Origin of the sequence: Comamonas sp. CMM03 (assembly GCF_019218715.1) — a bacterium.
GTDB lineage: Bacteria > Pseudomonadota > Gammaproteobacteria > Burkholderiales > Burkholderiaceae_C > Comamonas > Comamonas terrigena.
In genome coordinates, this window is record NZ_JAHUXB010000006.1 from 20,562 (window position 1) to 47,119 (window position 26,558).

25 protein-coding genes are annotated in these 26,558 nt (G+C 67.6%); 15 read left to right on the top strand and 10 right to left on the bottom strand.

Annotated elements, in window-relative coordinates; genetic code table 11:
• Window positions 1–114: 114 nt before the first annotated feature.
• From lptA to KW830_RS18940, 4 genes are all read left to right on the top strand, one after another.
• Complete coding sequence (lptA, locus tag KW830_RS18925) at window positions 115–756, top strand: lipopolysaccharide transport periplasmic protein LptA (protein WP_218334069.1); 642 nt, start codon at window positions 115–117, stop codon at window positions 754–756.
• Window positions 753–1,532, top strand: coding sequence for an LPS export ABC transporter ATP-binding protein (gene lptB / locus KW830_RS18930; protein ID WP_218334070.1), 780 nt, complete (start codon window positions 753–755; stop codon window positions 1,530–1,532). Before lptA ends, lptB begins: the two co-directional genes overlap by 4 nt.
• Window positions 1,533–1,586: 54 nt before the next feature.
• Window positions 1,587–3,152 (top strand): RNA polymerase factor sigma-54, encoded by a 1,566-nt coding sequence (locus KW830_RS18935; protein ID WP_218334071.1) that lies wholly within the window; start codon window positions 1,587–1,589, stop codon window positions 3,150–3,152.
• 204 nt (window positions 3,153–3,356) lie between these two features.
• Window positions 3,357–4,370, top strand: coding sequence for a ribokinase (locus tag KW830_RS18940; RefSeq protein ID WP_192334858.1), 1,014 nt, complete (start codon window positions 3,357–3,359; stop codon window positions 4,368–4,370).
• 51 nt (window positions 4,371–4,421) lie between these two features.
• Here the strand turns inward: KW830_RS18940 and KW830_RS18945 are convergent, their stop codons facing one another.
• Window positions 4,422–4,793: a hypothetical protein gene (locus KW830_RS18945; RefSeq protein WP_083520633.1), complete on the bottom strand. Its 372-nt coding sequence runs from the start codon at window positions 4,791–4,793 to the stop codon at window positions 4,422–4,424.
• Between the two features lie 140 nt (window positions 4,794–4,933).
• Between KW830_RS18945 and KW830_RS18950 the strand changes: the two genes are divergently transcribed.
• Together KW830_RS18950 and KW830_RS18955 are read left to right on the top strand one after the other, a co-directional pair.
• Window positions 4,934–6,238: a class I SAM-dependent RNA methyltransferase gene (locus tag KW830_RS18950; RefSeq protein WP_066541475.1), complete on the top strand. Its 1,305-nt coding sequence runs from the start codon at window positions 4,934–4,936 to the stop codon at window positions 6,236–6,238.
• Window positions 6,235–6,759, top strand: a complete 525-nt coding sequence (locus KW830_RS18955) for a putative toxin-antitoxin system toxin component, PIN family (protein WP_218334072.1) — start codon at window positions 6,235–6,237, stop codon at window positions 6,757–6,759. The genes KW830_RS18950 and KW830_RS18955 overlap by 4 nt, the downstream gene beginning before the upstream one ends.
• On the opposite strand, the gene fos is transcribed toward KW830_RS18955, so the two are convergent.
• A complete protein-coding gene (gene fos / locus KW830_RS18960; RefSeq protein ID WP_218334073.1) occupies window positions 6,760–7,173 on the bottom strand; it encodes a fosfomycin resistance glutathione transferase in 414 nt (137 codons plus the stop codon). It abuts the gene before it with no gap.
• A gap of 269 nt (window positions 7,174–7,442) precedes the next feature.
• Between fos and KW830_RS18965 the strand changes: the two genes are divergently transcribed.
• On the top strand, window positions 7,443–7,760 hold the full coding sequence (locus KW830_RS18965) for a multidrug efflux SMR transporter (protein ID WP_218334074.1): 318 nt from the start codon (window positions 7,443–7,445) through the stop codon (window positions 7,758–7,760).
• Here the strand turns inward: KW830_RS18965 and KW830_RS18970 are convergent.
• Window positions 7,723–8,433 carry a hypothetical protein gene (locus KW830_RS18970; RefSeq protein ID WP_218334075.1) on the bottom strand — a complete coding sequence of 237 codons (711 nt, stop codon included), beginning with the start codon at window positions 8,431–8,433 and terminating at the stop codon, window positions 7,723–7,725. The two genes, KW830_RS18965 and KW830_RS18970, sit on opposite strands and share 38 nt — an antisense overlap.
• Before the next feature lie 141 nt (window positions 8,434–8,574).
• Between KW830_RS18970 and KW830_RS18975 the strand changes: the two genes are divergently transcribed.
• Window positions 8,575–9,720, top strand: a complete 1,146-nt coding sequence (locus KW830_RS18975) for a 3-deoxy-7-phosphoheptulonate synthase (RefSeq protein WP_225608871.1) — start codon at window positions 8,575–8,577, stop codon at window positions 9,718–9,720.
• 67 nt (window positions 9,721–9,787) lie between these two features.
• On the opposite strand, the gene KW830_RS18980 is transcribed toward KW830_RS18975, so the two are convergent.
• Both KW830_RS18980 and KW830_RS18985 read right to left on the bottom strand, forming a co-directional pair.
• Window positions 9,788–10,042, bottom strand: coding sequence for a hypothetical protein (locus tag KW830_RS18980; RefSeq protein ID WP_218334076.1), 255 nt, complete (start codon window positions 10,040–10,042; stop codon window positions 9,788–9,790).
• A 242-nt stretch (window positions 10,043–10,284) separates the two neighbouring features.
• A complete protein-coding gene (locus KW830_RS18985) occupies window positions 10,285–11,292 on the bottom strand; it encodes an isopenicillin N synthase family oxygenase (RefSeq protein WP_218334077.1) in 1,008 nt (335 codons plus the stop codon).
• A gap of 557 nt (window positions 11,293–11,849) precedes the next feature.
• Between KW830_RS18985 and KW830_RS18990 the strand changes: the two genes are divergently transcribed.
• Both KW830_RS18990 and KW830_RS18995 read left to right on the top strand, forming a co-directional pair.
• Window positions 11,850–12,881 carry an ABC transporter substrate-binding protein gene (locus tag KW830_RS18990; RefSeq protein WP_066541462.1) on the top strand — a complete coding sequence of 344 codons (1,032 nt, stop codon included), beginning with the start codon at window positions 11,850–11,852 and terminating at the stop codon, window positions 12,879–12,881.
• The gene (locus KW830_RS18995; RefSeq protein WP_192334844.1) at window positions 12,878–13,423 is read left to right on the top strand and encodes a nucleoside deaminase; all 546 of its coding nucleotides are present in this window, start codon (window positions 12,878–12,880) and stop codon (window positions 13,421–13,423) included. The genes KW830_RS18990 and KW830_RS18995 overlap by 4 nt, the downstream gene beginning before the upstream one ends.
• A gap of 97 nt (window positions 13,424–13,520) precedes the next feature.
• On the opposite strand, the gene KW830_RS19000 is transcribed toward KW830_RS18995, so the two are convergent.
• Both KW830_RS19000 and KW830_RS19005 read right to left on the bottom strand, forming a co-directional pair.
• Window positions 13,521–13,841, bottom strand: a complete 321-nt coding sequence (locus KW830_RS19000) for a heavy metal-binding domain-containing protein (RefSeq protein WP_066541461.1) — start codon at window positions 13,839–13,841, stop codon at window positions 13,521–13,523.
• Window positions 13,842–13,973: 132 nt separating this feature from the next.
• A complete protein-coding gene (locus KW830_RS19005) occupies window positions 13,974–14,933 on the bottom strand; it encodes a carbon-nitrogen hydrolase family protein (RefSeq protein WP_218334078.1) in 960 nt (319 codons plus the stop codon).
• 632 nt (window positions 14,934–15,565) lie between these two features.
• Here KW830_RS19005 and KW830_RS19010 point away from each other — a divergent pair.
• The 4 genes from KW830_RS19010 to KW830_RS19025 all read left to right on the top strand — a co-directional run bounded on the left by KW830_RS19010 (window position 15,566) and on the right by KW830_RS19025 (window position 19,766).
• Window positions 15,566–16,204, top strand: a complete 639-nt coding sequence (locus KW830_RS19010; RefSeq protein ID WP_218334249.1) for a response regulator transcription factor — start codon at window positions 15,566–15,568, stop codon at window positions 16,202–16,204.
• A gap of 164 nt (window positions 16,205–16,368) precedes the next feature.
• Entirely contained in the window at window positions 16,369–16,755 is a 387-nt protein-coding gene (locus tag KW830_RS19015) for a hypothetical protein (protein WP_066541457.1), read from the top strand.
• A gap of 138 nt (window positions 16,756–16,893) precedes the next feature.
• Window positions 16,894–18,354 carry an amidohydrolase family protein gene (locus tag KW830_RS19020; protein ID WP_218334079.1) on the top strand — a complete coding sequence of 487 codons (1,461 nt, stop codon included), beginning with the start codon at window positions 16,894–16,896 and terminating at the stop codon, window positions 18,352–18,354.
• A gap of 167 nt (window positions 18,355–18,521) precedes the next feature.
• The gene (locus tag KW830_RS19025) at window positions 18,522–19,766 is read left to right on the top strand and encodes a diguanylate cyclase (protein ID WP_218334080.1); all 1,245 of its coding nucleotides are present in this window, start codon (window positions 18,522–18,524) and stop codon (window positions 19,764–19,766) included.
• A 114-nt stretch (window positions 19,767–19,880) separates the two neighbouring features.
• Here the strand turns inward: KW830_RS19025 and KW830_RS19030 are convergent, their stop codons facing one another.
• Together KW830_RS19030 and KW830_RS19035 are read right to left on the bottom strand one after the other, a co-directional pair.
• Window positions 19,881–20,684, bottom strand: a complete 804-nt coding sequence (locus tag KW830_RS19030; RefSeq protein ID WP_218334081.1) for a PhzF family phenazine biosynthesis protein — start codon at window positions 20,682–20,684, stop codon at window positions 19,881–19,883.
• A gap of 166 nt (window positions 20,685–20,850) precedes the next feature.
• The gene (locus KW830_RS19035; protein WP_218334250.1) at window positions 20,851–23,466 is read right to left on the bottom strand and encodes a PAS-domain containing protein; all 2,616 of its coding nucleotides are present in this window, start codon (window positions 23,464–23,466) and stop codon (window positions 20,851–20,853) included.
• 315 nt (window positions 23,467–23,781) lie between these two features.
• Here KW830_RS19035 and KW830_RS19040 point away from each other — a divergent pair, with 315 nt between their 5' ends.
• Window positions 23,782–25,107 (top strand): dicarboxylate/amino acid:cation symporter, encoded by a 1,326-nt coding sequence (locus KW830_RS19040; RefSeq protein WP_192334840.1) that lies wholly within the window; start codon window positions 23,782–23,784, stop codon window positions 25,105–25,107.
• A gap of 160 nt (window positions 25,108–25,267) precedes the next feature.
• On the opposite strand, the gene fahA is transcribed toward KW830_RS19040, so the two are convergent.
• Window positions 25,268–26,539: a fumarylacetoacetase gene (gene fahA, locus KW830_RS19045; protein ID WP_218334082.1), complete on the bottom strand. Its 1,272-nt coding sequence runs from the start codon at window positions 26,537–26,539 to the stop codon at window positions 25,268–25,270.
• Between the last annotated feature and the right edge of the window lie 19 nt (window positions 26,540–26,558).

The following is a 26,558-nucleotide window of genomic DNA, read 5'->3' on the forward strand; positions in this document are numbered from 1 at the left end:
CACAGCCCGCTTTCCAGCGGGCTTTTTTGTGTCGATTTCCTTGCGAGTCGCCCACAGGGCAGCCCTGGGGAAAACCAGTGCCCTACAATGGCTGCAAGATTCATGCCTTCTCACATGACACGCAAACTCCTCCCGATACTCGCGCTGACGGTCCTGGCAGCTGCCATGGGCACGGCACAGGCCGAAAAGGCCGATCGCAACAAGCCCATGAACATCGAAGCCGATGCGCTGCACCATGACGAGCTGCAGCAGGTCAGCACGTTCACGGGCAATGTGGTGCTGACCAAGGGCACCATCGTGCTGCGCGGCGCCAAGCTGGAAGTGCGCCAGGACGCCGAGGGTTACCAGTTCGGCAAGGTCTGGGCGGCCCCCGGCAAGCGCGCGTTCTTCCGCCAGAAGCGCGACACCCAGCCCGGTGCACCCGAAGAGTACGTGGAAGGCGAAGGCGAAATCATCGAGTACGACGGCAAGAAGGACGATGTGCGCCTGATCCAGCGGGGCCAGCTGCGCCGCTACACCGGCGCCACGCTGAGTGACGACATCACCGGCAACATCATCACCTACAACAACCTGACCGATGTGTTCACCGTGGACGGCAACCGCCGCGCCACGCCGGGCAGCGAGGAAGCTGCGGCCGGCTCCGGTGGCCGCGTGCGCGCCGTGCTGGCGCCCAAGACCCAGCCCCCGCAGGCCCCGGTGGCGCCGAGTGCGCAGCCGCTCAAGCCTTCGGACACCATGAAATTGCGCAACCCGTGACCCGCTCTTCCGACACCCCGACCGCCCCAGGCGCCAGCAGCCGCCTGGAAGTGCACCATCTGGCCAAGTCCTATGGCAGCCGCAAGGTGGTCAAGGACGTGTCCCTGGCCGTGCAGAAAGGCGAAGTGGTGGGCTTGCTCGGCCCCAATGGCGCGGGCAAGACCACCTCGTTCTACATGATCGTGGGCCTGGTGCGCAGCGATGCCGGCGATATCTACATCGACGGCCACTCGGTGGCGAACATGCCCATCCACCAGCGTTCGCGCCTGGGCCTGTCCTATCTGCCGCAGGAAGCCTCCATCTTCCGCAAGCTCAGCGTGGAAGACAATGTCCGCGCCGTGCTGGAGCTGCAGCAGGACGAACAGGGCAAGCCCCTGAACAAGGCCGAGGTGGAGCGGCGCCTGACTGATCTGCTCAAGGAACTGCGTGTGGACCACCTGCGCTCCTCGCCGGCGATTGCGCTGTCGGGTGGCGAGCGCCGCCGCGTGGAAATCGCCCGGGCCCTGGCCACGCAGCCGCGCTTCATCCTGCTGGACGAGCCGTTTGCGGGTATCGACCCCATCGCGGTGATCGAGATCCAGCGCATCATCGGCTTCCTCAAGGAGCGCGGTATCGGGGTGCTGATCACCGACCACAACGTGCGCGAGACGCTGGGCATCTGCGACCACGCCTTCATCATCAGCGACGGCCATGTGCTGGCGCAGGGCACACCGGAAGAGATTGTGGAGAACGCCGACGTCCGGCGGGTCTACCTGGGCGAACATTTCAGGATGTAGCCCGCCACTTCCGCCGCCACGACACATACAAGATCACAGAGAGGGAGCGTCGCGTTGAAGCCTGGTTTGTCACTGCGGGTGTCGCAGCATTTGGCGCTGACGCCGCAATTGCAGCAGTCAATCCGCTTGCTGCAGCTGTCCACGCTGGAGCTGGCGCAGGAAGTCGAGCAGATGCTCGACGACAACCCGTTTCTGGAAGTCGACAGCGACGACGCCCCCCGCGAAGACTTCGGCCTGTCCCAGTCGGATACGCCGGTGCAGGGCGATGACTATGCCGCCGATGGCGCGCTGACGGCAGGGGCTGCGGAGGCGCCCGCCGACAGTGCGGAAGGCTCCGGCAGCACGGAATACGATGCCCCCGACTGGGAGGGCGACGGCACCAGCGAACTGCGGCCCGATGACAGCGAATGGGGCGGTGATGCCCCGGCGCGCAACGCCCAGGGCGGCGATGGCGACGAAGTCAGCGCCCTGGATCTGGCCCGTGCACATGAATCGCTGACCGACCACCTGCTGCGCCAGTCGCTGTCGCTGCACCTGTCCGAGCTGGACCGCTATGTGCTGCGTTTCCTGATCGAGAACCTGAACGACGACGGCTACCTCGAAGAGTCGCTGCAGTCCCTGGCCGAGGGCCTGGCCGGCACGGACGACCCGGAACAGCTCGACGAACTGGTGCACCGCTTCACCGTGGCACTGCGGCTGCTGCACAGCCTGGAGCCGGTGGGCGTGGGCGCCCAGGGGCTGGCCGAATGCCTGCAGTTGCAGCTGAACCATCTGCTGCAGCGCGGTGAGGCCGAGGCCAGTGTGGTGGAAACGGCGCTGACAATCTGTGCCCAGCCGCTGGACCTGCTGGCCCGGCGCGATGTGCGCCGCCTGATGCAGGCCACGGGCAGCAGCGAAGAGCGCACCCGCATGGCCATGGCGCTGATCGCCCGGCTGGAGCCCCGGCCCGGCCGGCGCTTTGTCAATGTGGAGCGCAACATCATCGTGCCGGACGTGATCGTCACCCGCGCCGGCCGCCGCGCCAGCGAAGGCACACCCCAGTTCAACGTGCAGCTCAACCCCGACGTGCTGCCGCGTCTGCGCGTGCACGATGTGTATGCCGGTGCGCTGCGCGGCCACAAGGGCAGCGAAGGCCATGCCGGCCTGCAGCAGCGCCTGCAGGAAGCCCGCTGGTTCATCAAGAACGTGCAGCAGCGCTTTGACACCATCCTGCGGGTGTCGCGCGCCATCGTGGAGCGGCAGAAAAACTTCTTCGTGCACGGCGAGCTGGCCATGCGCCCGCTGGTGCTGCGCGACATCGCCGACGAGCTGGGCCTGCACGAATCCACCATCAGCCGGGTGACCACCGCCAAGTACATGGCCACGCCGCACGGCACCTTCGAGCTCAAGTATTTCTTCGGCTCCGGGCTGGGCACGGAAACCGGTGGCAATGCCTCCAGCACGGCGGTGCGGGCGCTGATCAAGCAGTTTGTCTCGGCCGAGAACGCCAAGAAGCCGCTGTCGGACAGCCAGATCGCCGAAATGCTCAAGGAGCAGGGCATCGAGTGCGCCCGCCGCACCGTGGCCAAGTACCGCGAGGCGCTGAAGATCGCTCCGGCCAATCTGCGCAAGACGCTGTAAGCGCAAGGAGTGCCGCAGAGGGCTGCGGGACGCCCGGTGAGGCCACGGCCCGCGGTGGCGGAACCCCTGCGTGCATGCTGCGCTGCCGCAATCCCCCAGACCCGTGCAAACCGGCTGGGCAGCACCGGCAGTTGGAGGTATCGTGCAGCCATCCTTGGTTCATTCCGCACATGCCACGGCCGTTGGCAGCAAAGGAGACACCCCATGGTTGCACCGCTTTCTTCTTCCGCGCTGCCCCGCAAGCTGCTGTCGGCGCAGCCCGAACCCGATCACCCGCACAGCGTGGCCCGCATCGCCGTGGTGGGCAGCCTGCACATGGATGCGGTGCTGCACCTGGAACGTGTGCCCCGGGCCGGGGAAACCGTGATGGCCCACAGCCTGCGCTACCTGCCTGGCGGCAAAGGCGGCAACCAGGCCGTGGCCTGCGCACGCCACGGCGCCCAGGTCACGCTGTTTGGCTGCGTGGGCCGTGACCACCATGGCAACAGCCTGCGGCTGGCGCTGCACGACGCCGGCGTGGACATGGACCATGTGCAGGTGCTGGACGGGGTCTCCACCGGAGCGGCCATGGTGCTGGTGGAGGGCAATGGCCAGAACCGGATCTGCGTGGTGCCCGGCGCCAATGTGCTGCTGGAGCTGCCGGACGAGGCGCTGCTGAACGTGCTGGCCCAGGCCGATTTCGTGCTGCTGCAGCGCGAGACCTCGGACAGCGTGCTGGAGCAGGTGCTGGAGGCCGCACGCAGCGCTGGCTGCCGCGTGGTCTTCAACCCTTCACCGGTGCGCGAGCTGCCTGAAGCCTGGTGGCCCCTGGTCCACACCCTGGTGGTCAACGAGGTCGAAGCCGCCGCCTACAGCGATCAGGCGGTGGACAGCCCGGCCACGGCGGCCGACGCCGCCCAGCGCCTGCTGGCGCGGGGCGTGTCCCAGGTGGTGGTCACGCTGGGCGCCCAGGGGGCGGTGGCCGTCTGCGGCGGGCGTGTCAGCACCCATCCCGCGCTGGCGCTGCCGGTGCTGGACACCACGGGGGCGGGCGACAGCTTTCTGGGGGCGCTGGTCACCCGGCTGGCCGAAGGCCATGCCCTGGGCGATGCCGTGCAATGGGGCATACGTGCCGCCAGCCTGTGCATGGGCCAGGTGGGCGCCCAGCCTTCCATACCGCAGCGGGCCCAGGTCGAAGCCCTGGCCGGTGGCGTGGCCAGCCCGCTGCATGTGCAGTAGGCGGCGGGGCGAGCGCGCCAGCCGCCGTGCCGGGCTGCAGGCCTGCCGTGCTCAGCGGGTGCTGCCGTCGCAGTAGGCGTGCCAGCCCGCCGGGGTGTTTTCAAAGCCGCGCTGCAGGGCCAGCTCCCAGGGGCGTTCGCAGCTCTTGGTGCGTTCGCACCAGGCATGCCCGGTAGACGGCTTGCAGCCATGGCTGTCGGTGCGCTTGCCCAGAATCGGCGGCTCCGGGGTTTCGTCCAGCGGCTGGGGTTCGGCCACGGCAGGCGCAGTGGCTGCGGCGGGCATGGCCTGGCCGGCGGTGGCAGGCGCTGCCGGCTGGGTGGGCGCGGACTGGCAGGCGCTGAGCAGGGCCAGGGCCGAAGCAGCCAGCAGCAGGCGGACACGGGCCAGTGCCGGGACAGAGGTCAGGAAATGCGTAGACATGCCCGCATCGTACGCAAATCCCGGCGGTGCGGAGTGTCCGGGAGGCCAGCAGGGGAGCCTGGACGGTCCGGACAGGGGGGACGCAGAAACTCCACCGCGCGCCGTGGCCGGGGTGTCTCGCGTATCCTTGGCGGCTTGCTATGAACCAATTGCACCTGTTTTTGCCCTGCGCCGCCGGCGTCGAGGGCTTTTTGGCCGACGAGGTCCACGCCATCACCGGCGCCACCGGGCAAGACCTGCTGGTGGGCCGGGGCGGCGTGATGCTGCGCGGCATGTGGCGCGACGCCCTGCTGCTCAACCTGCACAGCCGGCTGGCACAGCGCGTGCTGATCGAGCTGTCGCACAGCATGTACCGCAACGAGAACGATCTGTACCGCGCGGCCAGCGAGGTGGCCTGGGAGATCTGGTTTTCGCCCCAGGAGACCTTCAAGATCGAGGTCACTGCCCAGCACAGCCCGCTGACCAGCCTGAACTTTGCCGCCTTGCGCGTGAAGGACGCCATTGCCGACCGCTTCCGCGCCAAGCGCCATGGCGTGCGCCCCAGCGTGGAGACGCACCACCCCGATGTGCGCGTGCACCTGCACCTGACCACCGACGGCGCCACCATCTACATCGACACCTCGGGCGAAGCGCTGTTCAAGCGCGGCTGGCGCGAGGACAAGGGGGACGCTCCGCTGAAGGAAACCCTGGCCGCCGCCATGCTGGCCGCCAGCGGCTGGGACCCGCATGGCGACAACCCGCAGCCGCTGTACGACCCCTGCTGCGGCAGCGGCACCGTGGTGATCGAGGCCGCGCAGATTGCGCGCAAGATTCCCGCCGGCATTCTGCGCCGCTTTGCGTTCGAGAAGCTGGTGCCGTTCCAGCGCCATGTCTGGGAAGCCATGCTGGATGAGGCGGAAAGCGCCATCCTGCCCGAGTCGCCCGTGGGCATTTACGGTTCCGACATCGCCTTCCGGATGGTGGACTTTGCCCAGCGCAATGCCGAACGCGCCGGGGTGGCCGACACCATCCAGCTGCGCGGCGGTGATGCGCTGCAGCGCATGCCGCCCTGCGAGCAGCCGGGCATGCTGATTCTGAACCCGCCCTATGGCGAGCGGATCGCCGCGGCCGGTTCCGCCGGCCGCAATGCCGCCGAGCGCATGGGGCAGGTGGAGCGCGCAGGCCGTGAAACCGCGCAGACCGAAGACGGCGGCGAGTTCTTCAGCCAGCTGGCCAGCCACTGGAAGAAGAACTACAGCGGCTGGAGTGCGTGGATGCTGACGCCCGACCTCAAGCTGCCCGGCAAGATGCGCCTCAAGGAATCGCGCCGCACGCCGATGTGGAATGGCCCGATCGAATGCCGTCTGTTCTGCTTCGATATGGTCAAGGGCTCGACCAAGCCCCGCAAGCAGGACAGTGCCTCGGGCGCACCGCAAGGCCCTGGGGCCGAAGGGCACGGGGCATGAAAATCGCTCCGTTGCGCTGGCCGTCCTGCAACGACGGCTATGCCGGTCCGCTGCCGCGTCCCATGGTGCTGGACACCAATGTGGTGCTGGACATGCTGATCTTCGACGATCCGCACATTCCCTCCATCCGGGAACTGGTCGCCCGGGGTGAGGTGCGCTGGATTGCCGACCAGGCCCAGCGCATCGAGCTGGAGCGCGTGCTCCACTACAGCCAGATCGCGCCGCGCGTCAGCTACTACGGCAAGACGCCGCAAGGCGTGATGGCGGACTTTGACGCGGCCGTCGAATACGTCGCCGAGGCGCCCAAGATCCGCTTCACCTGTACCGATCCGGACGACCAGCATTTCCTGGATCTGGCCAGCCTGCACCAGGCGGTGCTGGTCAGCAAGGACCGCGCCGTGCTCAAGCAGCGCAAGCGCGTGGCCACGCACTACGGTGCGACGGTGGGCAATGTGGTGGTGCTGGACGCCGCCGAGCCGGCCGCCGGGACGGCGCTGGCACCGGCCGACGCAGCGGTCTGATCAGTCAAAGAACTGCATGCCCGCATAAGGCTGCAGCCGGCACTGTGCCAGCCTGCTCTCCAGCGTGCCCACATGGACTTCCAGCGCATGGCCGTCGGGGTCCAGAAAGTAGAAGGAATCGCCTTCGCTGCGGTTGGTCTTCCATTCGCGCACGCCCAGGGCACGGGCGTGCGCAACAAAAGGCGCAAAGTCGGCCTGCGACAGGCTGAAGGCGTAGTGGGTGTAGTCCGGCGGGGTGCTGGCGGACACGCGCTGCGCATCCGGTGACAGGCAGATCCACAGACTGCCCAGCGTCAGATACGCGCCCCCATCCCAGCGCGCATGCAGGCGGCAGCCCAGCACCTGGGTGTAGAAGTCCAGGCTGCGCGGCAGATCGGTCACGGCCAGGGTCAGGTGGTTCAGGGCGGTCAACATGGGGTGGCGTGGGGATGGCTGGGGAGTGCGCAAATACCTTTTCATCCTAGGGCAGTGGGCGCCGGCCGCTCACCTTTTTGCGGACGACTGTGGCGTGCCAACCACCTATGCGCGGCCGGGCCATGCGGACGGTCTGTGCCCACGGCCGCTGCTGCGGCTAGGATGACCATGTTTTCGGTGTGCAGGGACGGCCCTGCACCGCTGGCCCCTGCGGGGCAGCCGCCGCTTGCTGGGACGACCCGGCCATGCAACCGTTTCAGGAGTGGTTTATGGCATGGGTGTATCTGTTGATCGCAGGCGTTCTGGAAGTGGTGTGGGCCTTCACCATGAAGCAGTCCCACGGGTTCACCAACCTCAAATACAGCGCCATCACCCTGGTGGCAATGATCGCAAGCTTTGGTCTGCTGTCGGTGGCCATGCGCACGCTGCCGCTGGGCACGGCCTACACCATCTGGACCGGCATCGGTGCCGTGGGCGCCTTTGTGGTGGGCATCACCGTGTTGGGGGAGCAGGTCAGCGCCCTGCGCATGCTGGCCGCCGTGCTGATCGTCAGCGGTCTGGTGCTGATGAAGCTGTCTGCGGAGTGACTGCCTGGGCGGTGTTCTGGACCAAGTCCACAGTGGCCTCGGGCATGGCAGGGGTTTCCAGTGCCACGGGGCAACGCTGCAGCCACAACGCCAGTTGTTGCTGGTAGAGGGCAGGGTCCATGGCATCGCTGTGGCGGGGCAGGTGGTAGGCCTTACCCTGGGCCGCCAGCGCGGCCGTGGCCAGGCAATAGAAGTCGGGCGTGGCCTGCAGGCGGACGATGTCTGCCCATGCGGCACGGGTCTGCCGGAGAGGGTTGCGCCGGGCGTGCACCAGGGTGAAGCCCTGTGCATCCAGCAGCAGGCGCCAGCGGCCTTCCTCGCGCTGCAGTGCGGTCTGCAGCATGCTGCGTGTCAGCCGCTGGTGCAGGCCTTGCAGGGGCGGCTGGCGGCCGGTCTGGCGGGCGCTCACGCCGCCCAGCAGGCGCGGGGCGTAGCGCCGCCACAGCAGGGTGAACAGCAGCACCCACACCAGCATGGCGATGTACGACTCCGCCAGCAGGCCTGCGCCCAGGCACAGCCAGTAGAGCAAGGGGCTGAGCCAGCGGCTCTGCCAGTGCGCCACGTGGGCGACGGCGCGGCGTTGCTGCCCCTGCAACTGCGCGATCTCGCGCTGCAGCGCGGCCTCCAGGCGGATGGCGGTGTGGGCAGGGGTGATGGTGAACTGCAGTTCCATGGGGTGGTGTTCAACGGGGCAAGCGGGGGGCAGTGCGGCCAGAGTCGGAGCGCAGTCTAGCGGGAGTGGGGCCGCCAGCCTGCCCGTGCCCGCACGCCAGGTCATCGCCAAGGGAGAAGCGCATGGCGCGACAATAGCGGGATGACTTCCTCCACGACGCCCCTGCCTCCCACTGCTGCAACGGTCCGCAAGGCCGTGCCCGCCTCTCCCAAGCTGACCACGCTGGACAAGACCCGTGTGGACGACACACGCATCAAGATCGTGCGTCCGCTGCTGACGCCGGCGCTGCTGGAAGAGTGGCTGCCGATCACCGAGCAGGCGTATGCACTGGTGGAGTCCAGCCGCGCCGCCATCTCGCGCGTGCTGCACGGGCAGGATGACCGCCTGGTGGTGGTGGTGGGGCCGTGCTCCATCCACGACCACGACCAGGCCATGGACTATGCCCGCCAGCTCAAGGTGCAGGCCGATGCACTGCAGGACGATCTGCTGATCGTGATGCGCGTGTACTTCGAAAAGCCGCGCACCACGGTGGGCTGGAAGGGCTATATCAACGACCCGCACCGCGATGGCAGCTTTGCCGTGAACGAAGGGCTGGAGATGGCGCGCCGCCTGCTGCTGGATGTGCTGGAGCTGGGCTTGCCGGCGGGCACGGAGTTTCTGGATCTGCTGTCGCCCCAGTTCATCAGCGATCTCGTCAGCTGGGGCGCCATCGGTGCCCGCACGACCGAAAGCCAGAGCCACCGCCAGCTGGCCAGCGGCCTGTCCTGCCCCGTCGGTTTCAAGAACGGCACAGATGGCGGCGTCAAGGTGGCCAGCGACGCCATGCTGGCCGCAGCGTCCAGCCATGCCTTCATGGGCATCACCAAGATGGGCCAGAGCGCCATCTTTGAAACACGTGGCAACCAGGATTGCCACATCATTCTGCGCGGCGGCAAGGCGCCCAATTACGACGCGGCCCATGTGCAGGCCGCGTGCGAGCTGCTGGAAAAGAGCGGCCTGCGCCCGCAGGTGATGGTCGATCTGTCGCATGCCAACAGCAGCAAGCAGCACCGCCGCCAGATCGACGTGGCCGCCAATGTGGCGGAACAGGTGGCGGGTGGCGATGCCCGCATCACCGGCGTGATGATCGAAAGCCATATCCACGAAGGCCGCCAGGACATCGTGGACGGCGCCGAGCTGGCCTATGGCGTGTCGCTGACGGACGCCTGCATCAGCATGGAGCAGACCGTGCCCGTGCTGCAGCAGCTGGCGGCCGCGGTGCGCGCACGCCGGGCACACCAGGCCTGAGCGGGTGGGCGCTGCCATGCACCGCCGTGACGTGGGCGCCTGTATGCCGTGCATTCGCTGATGCCGTTCACTCCGCGGGCGCCAGGTCCTGGTCGGCTTCCACGGCGGACGTGTTGGGGGGGCTCTGGGCCGGGTCGGGCGGTGCGGGCTGCAGCCAGATGCCGCTGAACAGTGCCAGGGTCGCGATGACGGCGGCCGCCACCAGCAACTGGCTGCGGTAGCGCAGGTGCAAGGGAGGCACCGAGGCCTGCGGGTGGGAGCGCGCATGGAGCCGGAAGTGCAGGCGGTCATGCGCCCGGTGGGCGTGGAGGGTGTGGCGCATGGCAGGGCTCCGTAGCGACGTGCTGCCGTTATGCGCCGTTTATCCCCTGCTGTGGCGTGGGAGCCCGTGAGGCTGCGGTGTAGGAAAAGCATGTGCCCGTGCCGCGCCTGCCAGTGCCCAGGCCCACCGGGCGCCCGCCGCGCGGGCCGAGCCCGCATCCGGGGGCGGATACGGGCGCTGCCGGTGCGCAGGCTGCCCCCGTGCTTTTCTGCGGGGGCGCGCGCCTTCGCTGCCGGGTTTTCTCAGTACTTGTTGGAGAAGTTGGCGCTGATGCGCTGCTTCAGGTACTCGGCGGCGGTGATGTCGGGGTATTTGCCGCTCTTGCTGTGAATGAGCACGTCCTCGTCGGCCTGGCAGAAGAAGGCCAGGCTGTAGCGGTCGCCCTGGTATTCATGCGCAGCGGGGTTCTTCACACGGTGGAAGTTGGAGGGCAGCTGGTCATCGCTCCAGCGCATCAGCATGTCGCCGATATTGCAGGTGATCACGCCTTCCACGGGCTCCACCGGGGTCCAGGCACGGCCTTCCATTTCCTTGCCGGGCAGCACCTGCAGCCCCCCTTGGCCAGGGCGCTGGAACAGCAGGGTCAGGCAGTCGAAGTCGGTGTGCGCACCGGCGCGCCAGGCGCCGGGTTCCTGGCCGGGTTGGGGCGCAAAGTAGCGCAGCATGCGCAGCGTGCTCTGGTAGTGCGGGCTGGCCGGGTTGTGGGCGCGGGTGAAAAAGTCGCGCTCCATGCCCAGCTTGTCGGCAAAGCAGGACAGCACGCGCATGCCCACGGCCCAGCATTGCGCCTCGAAGCCCAGGGTGTCGGCCTGAAATCCGGGCAGTTCGGCCTCGGTCGGCCACAGGCCGGCCATGCGCGGGCGGGTGACCTGGTAGCTTTCCTTCAGGTCGGCCTTGCCCGTGGAGGGGCGGATCTGCGCACGGCTTTCCCAGCCGGCGTTGCGCGCCAGCGGCCACTGGGCCTTGGTGGTTTCGGCCTGCGCAAAGAAGGCGGCAGAGCGGGCGAATGCCGCATCGATGTCGGCCTGGGCAATGCCGTGGTGGCTGACCTGGAAGAAGCCGATTTCCACCGCAGCGCTCCACAGCTGCTCGGTGATTTCGGCGCGGCGGGCCTCGAAGTCGCTCAGATCGATCACGCGCACTTCGCGCGCCACGGTCGTGCCTTCGGTGCCCATGGTGGATTCCTTGCGCAGTTCTTCCAGCGCGAAGTCGGAGGGGGCGGGGGGAGTGGTGGTGACAGGGTTCAGCATGGCTGGCTTTCCAAAACAGGGAGCAGGTGAGTGCTCCGGTGTGGTGAATGCCCCAGGCTGGGTGGCCGTGCACGCTGCTGGTGCAGCGGTCTTGCAGGTGGCGTCCAGCCCTCAGGCGCGGCGCACGGTGCGGGGGCTTCCCGCCACCGTGCGGCCTGAGCAATTTCCTGCCCGCCCCCTGTGGTACCGGGGACGGTGCTGAACGCTTCTACTCGTGCGCTGCACATGCATGCACAAGCTGTGCCAGCGTGCCGGACCGGGTGCCGGGGCGTGCCGTGCACCGATGGCATGGCGGCCCGATTCCGTGGCGGCGGTCCGGCGCAAAGTTGCGGAAGTTTTTGCGCTGCATCAAACATCTGGCACGGCAAATGCTTGCAGCGCCGAACGAGTAGAAGCGTTCAGCGCAAGGCGGCTGTATCCAGCCGCCAACGCCCGGAAATTGCTCAACCTGCCTTGCCACCACCGTTGCAAGGGAGCGGGTTGTGGCATGGGCGCGGGCCCGGTTGCTTTCTGCTTTCCGGCGGCGGCGTGGCACCCACGATCCCAGGAGATTTGTCATGCAACGCCGCCACTTCCTCTCCAGCGCCTGTGCGCTGACCGCTGCTTCCGCTCTGCCGCTGGCCGTGCACGCCCAGGCCAAGGCCCTGCAGCCGCTCAAACTCACGCTGGATTTCAAGTTCAGCAGCCAGACCGCGCCCTTTGTGCTGGCCGCCGCCAAAGGCTATTACGCGGCCGAAGGCCTGGAGGTGCAGATCGATTCCGGCTCCGGCTCGGTGGCTTCCATCACCCGTGTGGCTTCCGGTGCCTACGACTTGGGCCTGGGCGACATCAGTGCACTGATCGAGGCCCATGCCAAGGCCGAGACCGCGTTGCCGGTGCAGGCCGTCTACCAGTACTACAACCGCGCGCCGTTTGTCATCATCGGTCGCAAGGACCGGGGTGTGGGCACCAGTTTTGCCAGCCTGCAGGGCAAGAAGGTAGCGGCGGCGGCAGTGGAGTCCACCCGCCGCAGCTGGCCCATGGTGGCCAAGCAGCAGAAGCTGGGCGCCGATCTGTTCCAGTGGGTGACCACCGATTTCTCCGCCCGCGACAACGTGGTGGTGCGCGGTGATGTAGATGCCGCCACCTATTTCCACGATTCCGCGGTCTCGCTGTTCCAGCGCATGCCGCCGGCCCAGCTGAGCGTGCTGTCCTATGCCGATGCCGGCGTGCACCTGTATGGCAATGCGGTGCTGGCTTCCACCAAGCTGATGCAGGAGCGCCCCGAAGCGCTGAAAGGCTTTTTGCGTGCCACGCAGCGTGCCCTGGTGGAAATGCTGGCCAACCCCCAGGCCGGCCTGGATGCCGTACGCCAGCGTGACCCGCTGCTGCGCGCCGATCTGGAAGCCGCGCGCTGGGCCATCACCCGCGGCTACCTGGCCACCGCCGAGACGCAGGCTGCCGGCCTGGGCCGCATCGTGCCTGCGGTGCTGAAGCAGCAGATCGCCGAGGTGGGCGAGACCTTTGCGCTGGGCCAGCTGCCGGCGCCCGAGAAACTGTGGAACACCGCCTTCCTGCCGACCGCCGTCAAGCAAGGGAGCGCTGCATGAACGCCGTTGAAAACATTTTTGCAGGCCCGCCAGCCGGACAGGCGGTGCTGGCCGCCGAGCAGGCTGTGGACGAACGGGACGGCCGCTATCTGCGCCAGGCCATCGCGCTGTCGCGCACCGCGCGCGAGCGGGGCAACCGGCCTTTCGGTTCGGTCATCATCGGTGCCGATGGGACGGTGCTGGGCCAGGGCTGGAACAGCAATGGCGAAACCGGTGATTGCACGGCCCATGCCGAGGTGCAGGCCATCCGCGACGCCTGCCAGCGCCACGACCGCGCCACGCTGGAGACGGCCACCATCTATGCGTCCGGCGAGCCCTGTGTGATGTGCGCCGGCGCCATCTTCTGGGCCAATATCCGCCGCGTGGTCTATGGCATCGACGACCGCCGCTTGCGCGTGTTCCGCGGCGAGCGCCTGGACCAGCGCGACGTGGAGCTTTCCTGCCGCGATGTGTTCCGTGCGGCGCCGTTTGCCATGGAGTGCACCGGCCCGTCCCTGATCGACGAAGCCACCGCCCCGCATGTGGGGGCGTGGAAGGCGTAAGCGGAGAGCGCGGGGTGGATGGCTGTTTGAGGGGATGTGCCGCGCCGGTTGAAAAATCCTTTTCAGCCGGCCGGGCGCACCACTTTGCGCACCCGCGTCACTGCACCACCACGGCCGTGCCGCTGGCGCTGACCATCAGCATGCCGTTGCCCTGGCCCAGCACCTCGTAGTCCAGGTCCACGCCGACCACGGCGTTCGCGCCCAGGGCGGCTGCGCGCTCCTGCAGTTCGCGCAGCGCAATCTCGCGTGCCTTCTGCAGCTCGCGTTCATAGGTGGCGCTGCGCCCGCCCACCAGATCGCGGATGCCGGCAAACATGTCCTTGAACATATTGGCGCCCAGGATGGCTTCGCCGGCCACCACCCCGCAATACCGGGTGATGGATTGGCCTTCGATGCTGGGGGTGGTGGTCACGATCATGGCGGCAGCTCCTGGCAGGGTTGAACAAGACCGGGACCATGGGCCCCGGATGCCGGCAGCTTAGCAGCCGGGGCATGGAACCCGTGCCACTGGATGCGGCCTTGCGCCGTTCCGGTGCACGCCACTGCGGCTTTATTGCCCGTGGCCAGGCTGCAGATCCACGGCGCGCTGTGCGGCGGTGTGCACGCGCAGCTGGAAGACATCGGGCCGCGCGTAGTGGCCCACCGGGTCGAAGTCCATCTGCATGCGCGGAATCTCGTCCAGATCGATCTCGGCGGTCAGCAGGGCGTCCTCGCTATACACCGGTCCGGCCAGGATGCGCCCGGCCGGGCTGATGATCACGCTGCCGCCGCGCATCAGCACCGTGTCGTCGGCGGCCGGCAGGCGGTTGTGCATGGCATCCATGGGGAACTGGCTGCGGCGCAGGTGCTGGCAGGCCGACAGCACAAAGCAGCGTCCTTCCATGGCGACGTGCTGCATGCTGTTGACCCAGGTGTCGCGGTCGTCCGCGGTGGGCGCGCAGTACAGGGCCACACGCTGCTGGTACATGGCCATGCGCAGCGCGGGCATGTAGTTTTCCCAGCAGATCACCGCACCCAGCTTGCCGTGGGGCGTGTCGATGGCCTGCAGCGTGGAGCCGTCGCCATAGCCCCAGACCAGGCGTTCCAGCGCCGTGGGCATCAGCTTTCGGTGGTGGCCCAGCACCGTGCCATGGCCATCCGCGCCGCGGCCCAGGTAGGCGGCGGTGCAGTACAGCGTGCCGCCGTCGCGCTCGATGATGCCCACGCACACGGTCAGGTCCAGTTCGCCCGCGGTCTGGGCCAGGGCCGCCAGCTCGGGGCCGTCCAGCGTGACTGCGGCTTCGTAGTACTTCTGGTAGTCGGCCCGGCCCTCGGGCGTGCGGGCGCCGATGAAGATGTGGAAGTCCGCCCCCTTGGGGTAGCCGCCGATATAGGCCTCGGGAAACACCAGCACCCGGGCACCCTGGCGGGCGGCCTCGTGCATCAGGCGCTGGGCCTGGGCCACGGTGGCGGCGGTATCGAACAACACGGTGGCGGTCTGTGCCACGGCGACGGTCACATTGCGGGTCATTGCGGTCCTCCTGAACAGATGCCTGCCAGTGTGGACAGTCGCGGCGCTGCAACACAGTCACCTGGGCGGCGTTGTGCGGGTTCTCCCCCGGGGACCGACGGCATGGTGGCCGCTGCGTGATGCTGCTATGCACAAATTTGGATTGTGGTTTATACTTATGTCTACGGGTTAACACTTATCGGGTTTAACCCTAGGAGTGGCCGTCGAGATGCAGCCATTCCCACCCTCAGTGGAAGTGCATCTCTCCGTAGCATTACGAAAGAAGGTCTGTCATGCGCCAAGCTATCAACTCTCTGATCAACTTCATCCACGAAGCCCGCGAGGCCCACCTGGAAGTCGCCAGCCAGTAAGCCCCTGCGGCTTGCCGCGCCCGCCGCGCGGTCACTTCCCGGCGGACAGGGTGCCCTGGCGGCACCCCAGCAATATGCCCTTCAGCACCGGCTGCAGGGCATTTTTGTTGCCTGCTGCCGTTCGGCGGCAGGCCGAAGGGGCACAACCATGCGGTCTGCTCCAGAACTCTGAATGTCAGTGATGGGGCTGGGTGGCGGCGGATCGTGCGGCGCGCGCTGCCCGGGATGGTTTTTTGTGCTGCGTCGTCGTCGCTGCCGCTGGGCATGGCAGACTTGCCCTCCATGTCCGCCCCCACGCTTCTCGTCGCCGACGACCACCCGCTGTTTCGCGCCGCCGTGATGCATGTGCTGCGCGAACGCCTGCCGCAGTACGCCATTGTGGAAGCCGCCAGTGCCGCCACCCTGGGCGCCGCGCTGCAGACCCACCCCGAGGTGGAACTGGTGCTGCTGGACCTGGCCATGCCCGGTGCGCGCGGTTTTTCCGTGCTGCTGCATGTGCGTGGCGAGTACCCGGAGATCCCGGTGGTCATCATCTCCTCCAATGACCACCCCCGTGTCATCCGCCGTGCCCAGCAATTCGGGGCGGCGGGCTTCATCCCCAAATCCACACCGGCCGACACCATGGGTGCGGCACTGGACGCGGTGCTGGCCGGAGACAACTGGTTTCCGCCCATGGTGGCCGAACGCTCCGAGGCCGATGCCGCACTGGCCGCCCGCCTGGCACAGCTCACGCCCCAGCAGTTCCGTGTGCTGCTGTGCCTGGCCGACGGCCTGCTGAACAAGCAGATCGCCCATGAACTGGGCCTGGCCGAGAACACCGTCAAAGTGCATGTGACGGCCATTCTGAAAAAACTGGAATGCTATTCACGCACCCAGGCAGCGGTGCTGGTCAAGAGCCTGGAAAACGACCAGGAGATGTGATGCCGCTGTGGTGGCAGGTCGGCTGCCACCGGTCCGGTCGCCGTGTCCGCACACGGCGGGGGCCGGCGTTGCGTCCGTGCGGGATCCGCTACAGTCCGGATGCCCCTGTGCGGGCAAAACGCGCCATGGCCGCCATTCGGCGTTATCGTGTGGTGATGTTGCAAATGAAAAAAGCCATCTCCCTGGGTGCGGCCTGCGCTGCGGTCGCTTTGTTCATGCCTCTGGGCGCACAGGCGCTGTCGCTGGGTCCGTTGAACCAGTCGGTGCTGCTGCACATCCCTGCCCGGGACGTGCCGGATTTCCGGGCCTTCATCGGCAAGGCCTTGAATGAAGGCCAGGCCGGCGTGGCCCAGGAATGGAACAGCAGCGCCCGCAGCAGCAAGCAGCCCGTGAAGGTGCAACTGACGCCGGGTGCCACCGTCGCCACGCAGTCGGCCGGCCAGTGCCGTCTGCTGTCGGCCAAGGTCAGCCAGCGCCAGCAGACCGAGAGCTGGAACGTCTGGTTCTGCCTGCAGGCCGACGGCGCCTGGAAGATCAGCGGTCTGGAATAAACGCCGAACACGGCGGCGCGGTGGACGCGCCCACGTGCCAAACGGGTGTGGGCCACGGCGTGGCCCGCTTGTGGTTTTCCCGCCCGCGCCACCGTGTGCGGGGCAGATTTTTCCTGTCTGCAGCAAAGGCTGGTGCATATGACGTTTCCCGCCGGTTCCGCCTCTTCTTTGCCCTGGCGCCTGGGCCCCATCCGCGCCTTGGCCTGCCCCTGCAGCAGTGCCATGTGCCAGCGTCTGCACCACCGGGTGAGTGAAGATCTGTCGCGCCGCCGCTTTCTGGGCGGCATGGCGGCCATGCTGGCACCGTTTGCCCTGCCGGGCACGGCTGCGGCTGCCAGCGATGACCGCCCGCTGCTGTTGACGAATCTGCGCCTGTTCGATGGCACGGGCAAGCCGGTGCGCCATGGCGTGCAGGTGCTGGTCCAGGGCCAGAGGATCGCCGATCTGCTGCCCGCCGCCGCCACGGTGGAAGGTGCACGGGTGCTGGATTGCCAGGGCAAGCTGGTCATGCCCGGCCTGATTGATGTGCACTGGCACACCATGCTGGCGGGCGTCTCGCAGATGGTGGCCATGACAGCCGATCTGGGCTATCTGTACCTGGTGGCGGCGCAGGAGGCGCAGCGTACGCTGCTGCGTGGTTTTACCTCGGTGCGCGACGCAGGCGGGCCGGCGTTCGCGCTCCAGCGCGCCATCGATGAAGGCCTGGTGGCTGGGCCGCGCATCTTCCCCAGCGGGGCCATGATTTCGCAGACGTCGGGCCACGGGGATTTCCGCCTGCGCAGTGATCTGCCGCGCGCCGACGGCGCACCGATGAGCCTGGTGGAGAACACCGGCGTGGCCATGATCGCCGACGGCGAAGCGCAGGTGCTGCGCCGTGTGCGCGAGCAGCTGATGCTGGGGGCCACACAGATCAAGATGTTGGCCGGCGGCGGGGTGGCCTCGCAGTACGACCCGCTGGACAGCACGCAGTTCACGGAGCGCGAGCTGCGCGCCGGCGTGGAGGCGGCCAGCGACTGGAACACCTATGTGATGGCGCATGTGTACACCTCCAAGGGCATACAGCGGGCCATCCGCGCCGGGGTGAAATGCATCGAGCACGGGCAGCTGGCCGACGAGGCCACCGTGCGCATGATGCGCGACGAAGGCGTGTGGTGGAGCCTGCAGCCCTTTTTGCAGGACGAGGACAGCAACCCCTATCCCGACCCTGCCCGCCGTGCCAGCCAGAAGCAGGTGGCCGAAGGCACGGTCAACGCCTATGCCATGGCGCAGAAGTACGGTGTGCATACCGGCTGGGGGACGGACATTCTGTTCAACCCCAAGAACACGGCTGGCCAGGGCCGGCATCTGGCCAAGCTGACGCGTTTCTACGATCCGCTGACCCTGCTGGGCCAGGCCACGGGGACCAATGGCGCACTGCTGGCGCTGTCGGGTGAACGCAATCCCTACCCCGGCATGCTGGGCCGCATTGCCCAAGGCGCCTGGGCCGACCTGCTGGTGGCCGATGGCGACCCGGCGGTGAACCTAGACTTTCTGGCCGATCCCGGGCAGCACCTGCGTGTGATCATGAAAGGCGGCCAGATCCACAAGAACACGCTGTAAACGCTGCGGCGCGGCCGGTTCCGCGCGCTCCGAGCGCCTGGTGGTCGGGGCCAGACGCACAGCCCGCTGCCACAGGGACGGCGGCCCCACCGCCAGCAGGGGTGTCAGCCCAAAATGTCACAATAGGAAACATTAATCCCCGCCATTGCCCTGCCCGTGCTTTGACTATGACCCCGCCCGATTCTCCTGCGAACACGACGGACAGCCGCCTGCTGTGGGGGCCGGAAGCGGCGGGCGACACCGACTATGCGGCGCGGTGGCGGCGGCGCACCTGGCAGCTGCATGGCTCCGTCGTGCTCAGCCATCTCTATGCGCTGCTGCTGTTCGTCGGCCATGCCTGGGCGGGCTATGCACCCTGGCAGGCGCTGGGCTGGTATGCGCTGTGGATTGGGGCCGGCATGGGCTTCATCACTTGGGCCTACGCCAGTGGCTGGAGCCAGACCCGGCGCGATCCCGGCATGTTTCTGGCGCACCAGCTGATTGCCATCAGCGGCACCCTGGGCCTGTGGATGGCTGCGCCCCAGGTGGCCTTCCAGGCCATGGTCATGCTGCTGGCCTTCAGCGCCGACGGCTTTCTGGCGCGGCGGCGCACCAGCTTCTGGATGACCTGGGGCTGCACCCTGGTGGCCGTGGCCGCCATCGTCTACGTCCTGGGCCCGCAGATGCGCATGACCACCGACACCCCCGCCGGCCAGCTGCTGGCTGTGGCAGTGATGGTGGGAGGGGTGTTCCGCTGCAGCCTGCTGGTCACCTATTTTCGCGGCATGCAGTACCGGCTGCGCGGTGCCCATGACCAGCTGGCCGGCGCACTGGCCCGGATCGAAAGCCTGGCCCGCAGCGACGAACTCACCGGCGTGGCCAACCGCCGCGGCGTGATGGAGCGGCTGCAGCAGGCGCAGCAGGCCGTGGAACGCCAGGGCACGCCGCTGTGCGTGGCGCTGCTGGACATCGACCACTTCAAGCAGATCAACGACCGCTACGGCCACGACGGTGGTGACACCGTGCTGCGCGCTTTCGGCCAGTTGCTGGCCGCCCAGGTACGTGCCATCGACTGCGTGGGCCGCTACGGCGGAGAAGAATTTCTGCTGGTGCTGCCCGGCACCACGCCCAGCCAGGCCCAGGTGCTGCTGGAGCGCGTGCGCCAGCACATTGCCGAGCTGCCCTGGGCCCAGCTGGTGCATGCCGACCTGCAGGTGCACTGCACTGTGGGCCTGAGTGCCTACCGCCTCGGCGAACCGACGGAAGCCGTCATCTCCCGGGCCGACGCGGCGATGTATGCCGGCAAGGCAGCCGGGCGCAACCTTATCGTGCTGGAGGATGCACCGGCGCTGGCCCCCGCGGGGTTGCCTCCAGCCGGCGTGCCGGAAGGGACTGCGGCGCAGAGGGACCCAGCTTCAGCGAAAGTGGAGTGAGTGCGTTGGAGCACTGCAGTACCACGCGCGGGTGCGCGAACCGCTGTGTGCCGGGGCTGGTAACCGACCGGCTGCAGGGTTCGCCCTCGGCCGCATGCGGCCGATGGGCCCGCGTCAGACCGTGATCGTGCCGCTCAGATAGCGGGCACAGTGGCCCGACACCTGCACCGTGGTGTCGCCCACCTCGCAGAACAGCGTGCCCGTGCGCTGCGAGACCTGGTGGCCCACCAGGCTGTTTTTGCCCAGTTGTCCGGCCCAGTAGGGGGCCAGTGCCGCGTGGATGGAGCCGGTGACTGGATCTTCAACCCCGCCATTGGCCGGCCAGAAATAGCGGCTGACAAAGTCATAGGGTGCGCCGGCTGGTGCCGGGGCGGTGACCACCACATCCAGCGGTCCCAGCATGGTGAGCTTGTCCAGATCCGGCTGCACCTGGCGCACATCGGCTTCCGAGGCATACACCGCCACATAGGCCTGCTGATTGACCAAGTAGGCCAGCGGGCGCGGGGTGAGTCCGTCGACCAGCGCGGCCGGCGGGGCCTCCACGGGCCGGGCATCCCGGCGGGGGAAGGTCATCTGGATGCGTCCTTCGGCCTCCTGTGTGGCCGTGACGTTGCCGACGGCCGCCGCCCAGAACGTGATGCTGCGCAGGGCGGCATCGGCCGCGAACAGCACGAATGCACTGGCCAGCGTGGCATGGCCGCAGAAGTCGATTTCCTTGAGCGGGGAGAACCAGCGGATCTCAAAGGCGGAGCGTTCGGCGCTCCAGACCAGGAAGGCGGTTTCCGACAAATTGTTCTCGGTGGCGATGGCCTGCAGTGTGGCGGCAGGCAGCCAGGCCTCCAGCGGCACAACGGCCGCCTGGTTGCCCTTGAAACGCTCGGGGGTGAAGGCGTCGACGATGTGGATGGGAAGTTGCATGGACACGGAACCGGATAAGGGGTTTTTCTATGCGCCGCAGCGGGGAGGCCACAGGCGCGCGCACGACGGATATCCAGTCCGGCATTCTAGGATGCGCCTTCGCTGCAGCTTTTCGGCACCCATGCGCGGTGCGTTCCGCTCCGCGGCCTTACCTGCCTTATCCGCCTTATCCGCCTTCCCGCCCCCGGACCAGGGTCTGGCTCATCAATGCCCGCAGCGCCGGCGGCCGGACCGGCTTGGCCAGAAATCCCCAGCCGCGCTCGGCGGCCTGGCGGCGCAAGGTGGCGTCGCGCTCGGCGGTGAGCAGGATGACGGGGGGCGCACTGCCCCAGCGTTCGCACAGCTGGGTGTAGACATCCGGGCCGTAGAACGCGCCCAGGTGCACGTCCAGCAGCACCAGCTGGGGGGCATTGCCGGGGGCGGCCTCGGCCAGCGCTTCGGGGGCACCGCCGGCAAAAGGCAGCTGGCAGCCCCAGCGTTGCAGCAGGGCGCAGGTGGCGGCGCGGGTGGACGGGTCGTCTTCCACATACCAGGCGCAGGCACCGTGCAGCGGGCCGGTGTCCGGTTGCTGCACATGGCTGGGCACGGGCTGCGGGGCCAGCGCGGTGGCGTCCCCTAGCGGCACGGTGACCCAGAACACGCTGCCCTTGCCCAGCTGGGAGCGCAGGCCGATCTCGTGGCCCAGCAGGCGGCCCAGACGCTCGACGATGGCCAGGCCCAGGCCGGTGCCGCGGTCGTCGGCGTGGCCTTCGTCCAGGCGGCGGAATTCCTCGAACACCTCCTGCTGCAGGCTCTCGGGAATGCCGGGCCCCTGGTCGTGCACCTCGATGCGCAGCTGCTGGCCGACGCGGCGGCAGCCGACGACGATGCGGCCCTTGCGCGTGTAGCGGATGGCGTTGGAGACAAAGTTCTGCAGGATGCGGCGCAGCAGCGCCTCGTCGCTGTGCACCACATAGTGCGTGGGCAGGCAGCGCAGGGTCAGGCCTTCGCTTTCGGCCTGCATGCCGAAGTTGTTCTGCACCACTTCCAGCAGGGCGTTCAGCGCGAAGTCACGCACATGGACTTCCAGCTGGCCGGACTCCATGCGCGCAATGTCCAGCAGGCTGGTGAGGATGGCGTCCTGCGAGGCCAGGGCCTGGTCGATGCTGTGCGCCACCTGGCGGCCGGCTGCGTCGTGCAGGTGGCCGGGCAGCAGGCTGGTGTACATGCGCGCGGCATTCAGCGGCTGCAGCAGGTCGTGCACGGCGGCATTCACAAAACGGGTCTTGTAGCGGTTGGCGCGCTCGGCCTCCTGCTTGGCGGCATCCAGATCGCGGGTGCGCTCGGCAATGCGTTTTTCCAGCGTGTCCGCCAGGGAGCGCAGTTCGCGCGCCGCGTTCTTGTAGCTGGTGATGTCGGCGTAGCTGGTGACAAAGCCGCCGCCGGGCAGTGGATTGCCGCGAATCTCCAGCACCGTGCCATCGCCCTTGGCGCTTTCGTGCAGGTGGGGCTTGCCGCTGCGCAGATGCTGCAGGCGGCGCTGGATGGCACCTTCCACCGGGCCGCTGCCCAGCAGACCGCGTCGGGCGTTGTGGCGCAGCAGGTCTTCGATGGGATGGCCCACGCGCATCAGCTCGGCCGGATAGCGGAACAGTTCCACGTAGCGGGAGTTCCAGGCCACCAGGTTCAGGTCGGCATCGATGATGACCACGCCCTGGGGCAGGTGCTCCAGGCTGGGGGAGAGGCCGGTGTCGGTGGTGCGGGCGGCCTGCTGGGCGGCCTGCAGAATGCCGTCCTGGGCGGTGCGCAGTTCCTGGGCATGCTGGTGCAGCACGGTTTCCAGCTCCTGGCGGCTGCGCAGGCGCAGGCGGGTGATGCGCTGGCGCTGGCGCACAAACAGCCACAGCAGGCACAGCGCCAGCCAGGCGCCGCCGGCGGCGGCGGCGGCCCAGCGGCTGGTGGTGCGACTGGCATCGGTGTTGTGCAGCAGGTGCAGCTGCCAGCGGCTGGCGGGCAGAAGCTGGGTGTGCCACAGGGTGCGGCCGGGCAGTGCCGGCTCCTGCAGCCGGGCCAGGGTGCCGCCATGGTCCAGCTGCTCCTCCACCTTGTAGCGCAGCGGGCGCAGCGGCTGGTTGGCGTACTGGCGGGTGGCGGCCAGCTCGGCCTCGTCGGCCGCGCTCAGCGGCTGCAGCAGGCGGTAGCGCCAGTCATCGCCGCTGGCCAGAAAGACCACGCCGTGCGCATCCGATGCCAGCACCGTGTCGGGCACCTGCAGCCATTCGCTCTCCAGCTCGTGCAGCAGGATCTTGATGGCCACCAGGCCGGTGATGCGGCCATGCTCGTCTTCGATCGCGCGCGACAGAAAGTAGCCGGCCAGGCCGGTGGTCATGCCGATGCCGTAAAAGCGCCCGCTGCCCTGGGCCAGGGCCTGCTGCACATAGGGCCGGAAGCTGTAGTCCTCGCCCACATTGCTGCGCGCATCGCGCCAGTTGCTGGCGGCCAGAGCCTTGCCGTGCAGATCGATCAGGGTCAGCGTGGAGGCCTGGCTGACGCCGTTGGCCAGCTCCAGCTTGCGGTTCAGATGGTCCACCTGGGACGGGCTGAGCGGCTGGTCCAACGCCTGGTGCAGGGCGCTGCGCAGTTCGGGGTCCAGCGAGAGCACTTCGGGCAGGGTGCGGTAGCGGTCGATGCGCTGGGCCAGTGCCTGGGCGTACAGGCCCAGCTGGCGCTGCACGTTTTCACTTTCACCGCGCAGTGCATGCTGCCAGGCCAGCTGGTAGGCCAGGGTCATGCACAGGCACATGCCGCCCAGCAGGATCAGCAGGGTCCAGGCCGGGTGGCGGCGGGGCGAGAACAGGTTGAAGGAGCTCACGGTGTGGTGCGGTGCAGTGGCGCCGGTGGGCGCGAGAAGGGCGGAACGGCAGGCCTGACCCCAGCCCGGCGTGGCCTGGGGGTGACATGGTGCATTAGGTGTTTACCCTTGGTTGTCTGCATTTTGCCTAGGGAAGCCTCTGCGTCTAATACCAATAGGTTATCGGCACGGAAAACGGACCGCAGTCCAATGCGGGCAGTGGTGCACCGAGGTGGTGCATTTTTTGCGTTTTCAGGAGCCTGCGTCATGCACGCCATTCCCACCGAAACCATCCAGACGCTGCGCAAGCCGTTCTACCGCCAACTGTACTTCCAGGTGGTGTTCGCCATCATCATCGGCGTGCTGCTGGGCTATTTCGAGCCCGCCTACGGCGAGGCCATGAAGCCGTTTGGCGATGCCTTCATCAAGCTGATCAAGATGATCATCGCGCCGGTGATCTTCTTGACCATCGTCACCGGCATCGCCAGCATGACGCACCTGAGCGCTGTGGGCCGCGTGTTCGGCAAGGCCATGGCCTATTTCCTGACCTTCTCCACGCTGGCGCTGGTGGTGGGCCTGATCGTGGCCAATGTCATGCAGCCCGGTGGCGGCATGCACATCAACGTGGCCGATCTGGACCAGACCGCCGTCAAGGGCTATGTGGCCAAGACCCACGACATGACGGTGACCGGCTTTGTGATGGATATCATCCCCAAGACCCTGGTCAGTCCCTTCGTCGGTGACAACATCCTGCAGGTGCTGCTGGTGGCCGTGCTGTTTGGCGTGTCCCTGGCCCTGGCCGGCGAAGGCGGCAAGCCGGTGCTGAACTTCCTGGAATCGCTGACCAAGCCCATCTTCAAGCTGGTGAACATCGTGATGAAGGCCGCCCCCATCGGTGCCTTCGGCGCCATGGCCTTCACCATCGGTAAGTTCGGTCTGGGTTCGCTGGTCAACCTGGCCGAGCTGGTGCTGACGTTCTACATCACCTCTGCCCTGTTCGTGCTGGTGATATTGGGTGCCGTGGCCCGCTTCTGCGGTTTCTCCGTGGTCAAGCTGATCAAGTACCTGAAGGACGAGCTGCTGCTGGTGCTGGGTACCTCGTCTTCCGAATCGGCCCTGCCTTCGCTGATGCACAAGATGGAGAAGGCCGGCTGCAGCAAGTCCGTCGTTGGTCTGGTGGTGCCCACCGGTTACTCCTTCAACCTGGACGGCACGAACATCTACATGACGCTGGCGGCGCTGTTCATTGCCCAGGCCACCGACACCCACCTGACGCTGGGCCACCAGATCGCGCTGCTGCTGGTTGCCATGCTGTCGTCCAAGGGCGCGGCCGGTGTGACCGGCGCCGGCTTCATCACCCTGGCCGCCACCCTGGCCGTGGTGCCCGAAGTGCCCGTGGCCGGTATGGCCCTGATCCTGGGCGTGGACCGCTTCATGTCGGAATGTCGTTCGCTGACCAACTTCATCGGCAATGCCGTGGCCACCGTGGTGGTGTCCAAGTGGGAAAATGCCCTGGACCACGACAAGCTGGACGCTGCACTGTCGGGCAACCCGGTGGAGCTCGAGGAACCCGGGCACCGCGCCCATGCCTGAGCACGGTCGGTAGCCTGCGGGCTGCTGCGCTCGGCCACTGCGTAGCAGTGCCATCCAAAAAAACCGCCCTGGCTGGGAAGCCGGGGCGGTTTTTTTATGGGGTGGTGCTTCTGGTTGGAAGCTCCCGGGCGCTGTGGCCGCGACCCGGGTTACCCGGGGCTCACCCCTGCGGGTAGGCCACCGCCGGTGCCACGGTGCTGCACAGCTCCCCGAAGCCGATGCGGATGCCGCCCTGGTGGGCCTGGGCGCTGAAGCGCAGTGTGTCGCCGTCTTCCAGAAAGCGGCGTGCTTCGCCGGTGAGCAGGTGCAGCGGCTCCTGGCCGTTGCGCGTCATCTCCAGCATGCAGCCCAGGGCATCGTGGTCGGTGCCGCTGATGGTGCCGGTGCCCAGCAGGTCGCCCACACGCAGATTGCAGCCGCTGCCGGTGTGGTGGGCGATCAGCTGCTCGAAGCTCCAGTACAGGTGCTGCAGATTGCTGCAGCTGATGGGTGTGGCACGGTCGGCGGTGCCGGGCTGCAGGCTCACGGACAGCTGCACGTCGTAGGAATGGCGCTGGGCTTGCTGCAGATAGGGCAGCACGGTGGGCTGCTGCGGCGGCAGTGCCACACGGAAGGGCTGCAGCGCGTCCAGCGGGACCACCCAGGGCGAGATCGATGTGTGGAAGGCCTTGGCCTGGAACGGGCCCAGCGGGGCATATTCCCAGCGCTGCACCTCGCGCGCGCTCCAGTCGTTGAGCAGCACCACGCCAAAGATGGCGTCCTGTGCCTGTGCAACGGGCAGAGGCTGGCCCAGCTCAGTGTCACGGCCAATGAAGACGCCAATCTCCAGTTCGAAGTCCAGCGACTGCGTGGGCCCCCAGCTGGGCCCCTCCTTGCCGGGCAGCTGGCCGTTGGGGCGCACCACCGGCGCACCGCCCAGCATGACGCTGCTGGCGCGGCCATTATAGCCGATGGGGATGTGCTTCCAGTTGGGCGGCAGGGCGTTGGCCGGGTCGCGGAACAGGCAGCCGCAGTTGTAGGCGTGGTTTTCCGAGGCATAGAAGTCGGTGAAGCCGCCGATGGCGAACGGCAGGTGCATCCGGGCTTCGGCCTGGGGAACCAGCAGCTGCGTGGCCTGCGGGTAGGTGGCCAGTGGCGAGCCTTCCTGCAGCAGCGCGGCCAGCTCGGCCCGCAGGGCGGTCCAGCGCGTGCGGCCCAGGGCGGCCAGCGCGTTCAGTGTGGGCTGCAGCAGGGCGTCTGCCGACACGCTGACCAGCAGACCGGCCTGAGCGGCAGCGGCCAGGTCCAGGATCTGGTCACCAATGGCCACGCCCACGCGGGGCCGGGGCGCCCGGGCGGTGTTGAAGATGCCGTAGGGCAGGTTCTGGAGCGGAAATTCCGAGTCCTGGGCGCCAGGCACAAAGGCGCGCAAAGCAAAGTCGATGGTGTGCATGGGGGATGCAAAAGAAGAG

What these genes read in the sequence shown, in the direction of transcription:
- fos (WP_218334073.1), bottom strand. Translation starts at nt 7,173, where the DNA reads ATGTTGACCGCCCTGAACCACCTGACCCTGGCCGTGACCGATCTGCCG.
- KW830_RS19040 (WP_192334840.1), top strand. Translation starts at nt 23,782, where the DNA reads ATGCACGCCATTCCCACCGAAACCATCCAGACGCTGCGCAAGCCGTTC.
- KW830_RS18955 (WP_218334072.1), top strand. Translation starts at nt 6,235, where the DNA reads ATGAAAATCGCTCCGTTGCGCTGGCCGTCCTGCAACGACGGCTATGCC.
- KW830_RS19000 (WP_066541461.1), bottom strand. Translation starts at nt 13,841, where the DNA reads ATGATCGTGACCACCACCCCCAGCATCGAAGGCCAATCCATCACCCGG.
- KW830_RS18950 (WP_066541475.1), top strand. Translation starts at nt 4,934, where the DNA reads ATGAACCAATTGCACCTGTTTTTGCCCTGCGCCGCCGGCGTCGAGGGC.
- KW830_RS18940 (WP_192334858.1), top strand. Translation starts at nt 3,357, where the DNA reads ATGGTTGCACCGCTTTCTTCTTCCGCGCTGCCCCGCAAGCTGCTGTCG.
- KW830_RS19020 (WP_218334079.1), top strand. Translation starts at nt 16,894, where the DNA reads ATGACGTTTCCCGCCGGTTCCGCCTCTTCTTTGCCCTGGCGCCTGGGC.
- KW830_RS19035 (WP_218334250.1), bottom strand. Translation starts at nt 23,466, where the DNA reads ATGTGCCTGTGCATGACCCTGGCCTACCAGCTGGCCTGGCAGCATGCA.
- KW830_RS18945 (WP_083520633.1), bottom strand. Translation starts at nt 4,793, where the DNA reads ATGTCTACGCATTTCCTGACCTCTGTCCCGGCACTGGCCCGTGTCCGC.
- KW830_RS19025 (WP_218334080.1), top strand. Translation starts at nt 18,522, where the DNA reads ATGACCCCGCCCGATTCTCCTGCGAACACGACGGACAGCCGCCTGCTG.
- KW830_RS18995 (WP_192334844.1), top strand. Translation starts at nt 12,878, where the DNA reads ATGAACGCCGTTGAAAACATTTTTGCAGGCCCGCCAGCCGGACAGGCG.
- KW830_RS18970 (WP_218334075.1), bottom strand. Translation starts at nt 8,433, where the DNA reads ATGGAACTGCAGTTCACCATCACCCCTGCCCACACCGCCATCCGCCTG.
- KW830_RS18965 (WP_218334074.1), top strand. Translation starts at nt 7,443, where the DNA reads ATGGCATGGGTGTATCTGTTGATCGCAGGCGTTCTGGAAGTGGTGTGG.
- KW830_RS18990 (WP_066541462.1), top strand. Translation starts at nt 11,850, where the DNA reads ATGCAACGCCGCCACTTCCTCTCCAGCGCCTGTGCGCTGACCGCTGCT.
- KW830_RS19030 (WP_218334081.1), bottom strand. Translation starts at nt 20,684, where the DNA reads ATGCAACTTCCCATCCACATCGTCGACGCCTTCACCCCCGAGCGTTTC.
- lptA (WP_218334069.1), top strand. Translation starts at nt 115, where the DNA reads ATGACACGCAAACTCCTCCCGATACTCGCGCTGACGGTCCTGGCAGCT.
- fahA (WP_218334082.1), bottom strand. Translation starts at nt 26,539, where the DNA reads ATGCACACCATCGACTTTGCTTTGCGCGCCTTTGTGCCTGGCGCCCAG.
- KW830_RS18985 (WP_218334077.1), bottom strand. Translation starts at nt 11,292, where the DNA reads ATGCTGAACCCTGTCACCACCACTCCCCCCGCCCCCTCCGACTTCGCG.
- KW830_RS18980 (WP_218334076.1), bottom strand. Translation starts at nt 10,042, where the DNA reads ATGCGCCACACCCTCCACGCCCACCGGGCGCATGACCGCCTGCACTTC.
- KW830_RS19010 (WP_218334249.1), top strand. Translation starts at nt 15,566, where the DNA reads ATGTCCGCCCCCACGCTTCTCGTCGCCGACGACCACCCGCTGTTTCGC.
- KW830_RS18975 (WP_225608871.1), top strand. Translation starts at nt 8,575, where the DNA reads ATGACTTCCTCCACGACGCCCCTGCCTCCCACTGCTGCAACGGTCCGC.
- KW830_RS19015 (WP_066541457.1), top strand. Translation starts at nt 16,369, where the DNA reads ATGAAAAAAGCCATCTCCCTGGGTGCGGCCTGCGCTGCGGTCGCTTTG.
- KW830_RS19005 (WP_218334078.1), bottom strand. Translation starts at nt 14,933, where the DNA reads ATGACCCGCAATGTGACCGTCGCCGTGGCACAGACCGCCACCGTGTTG.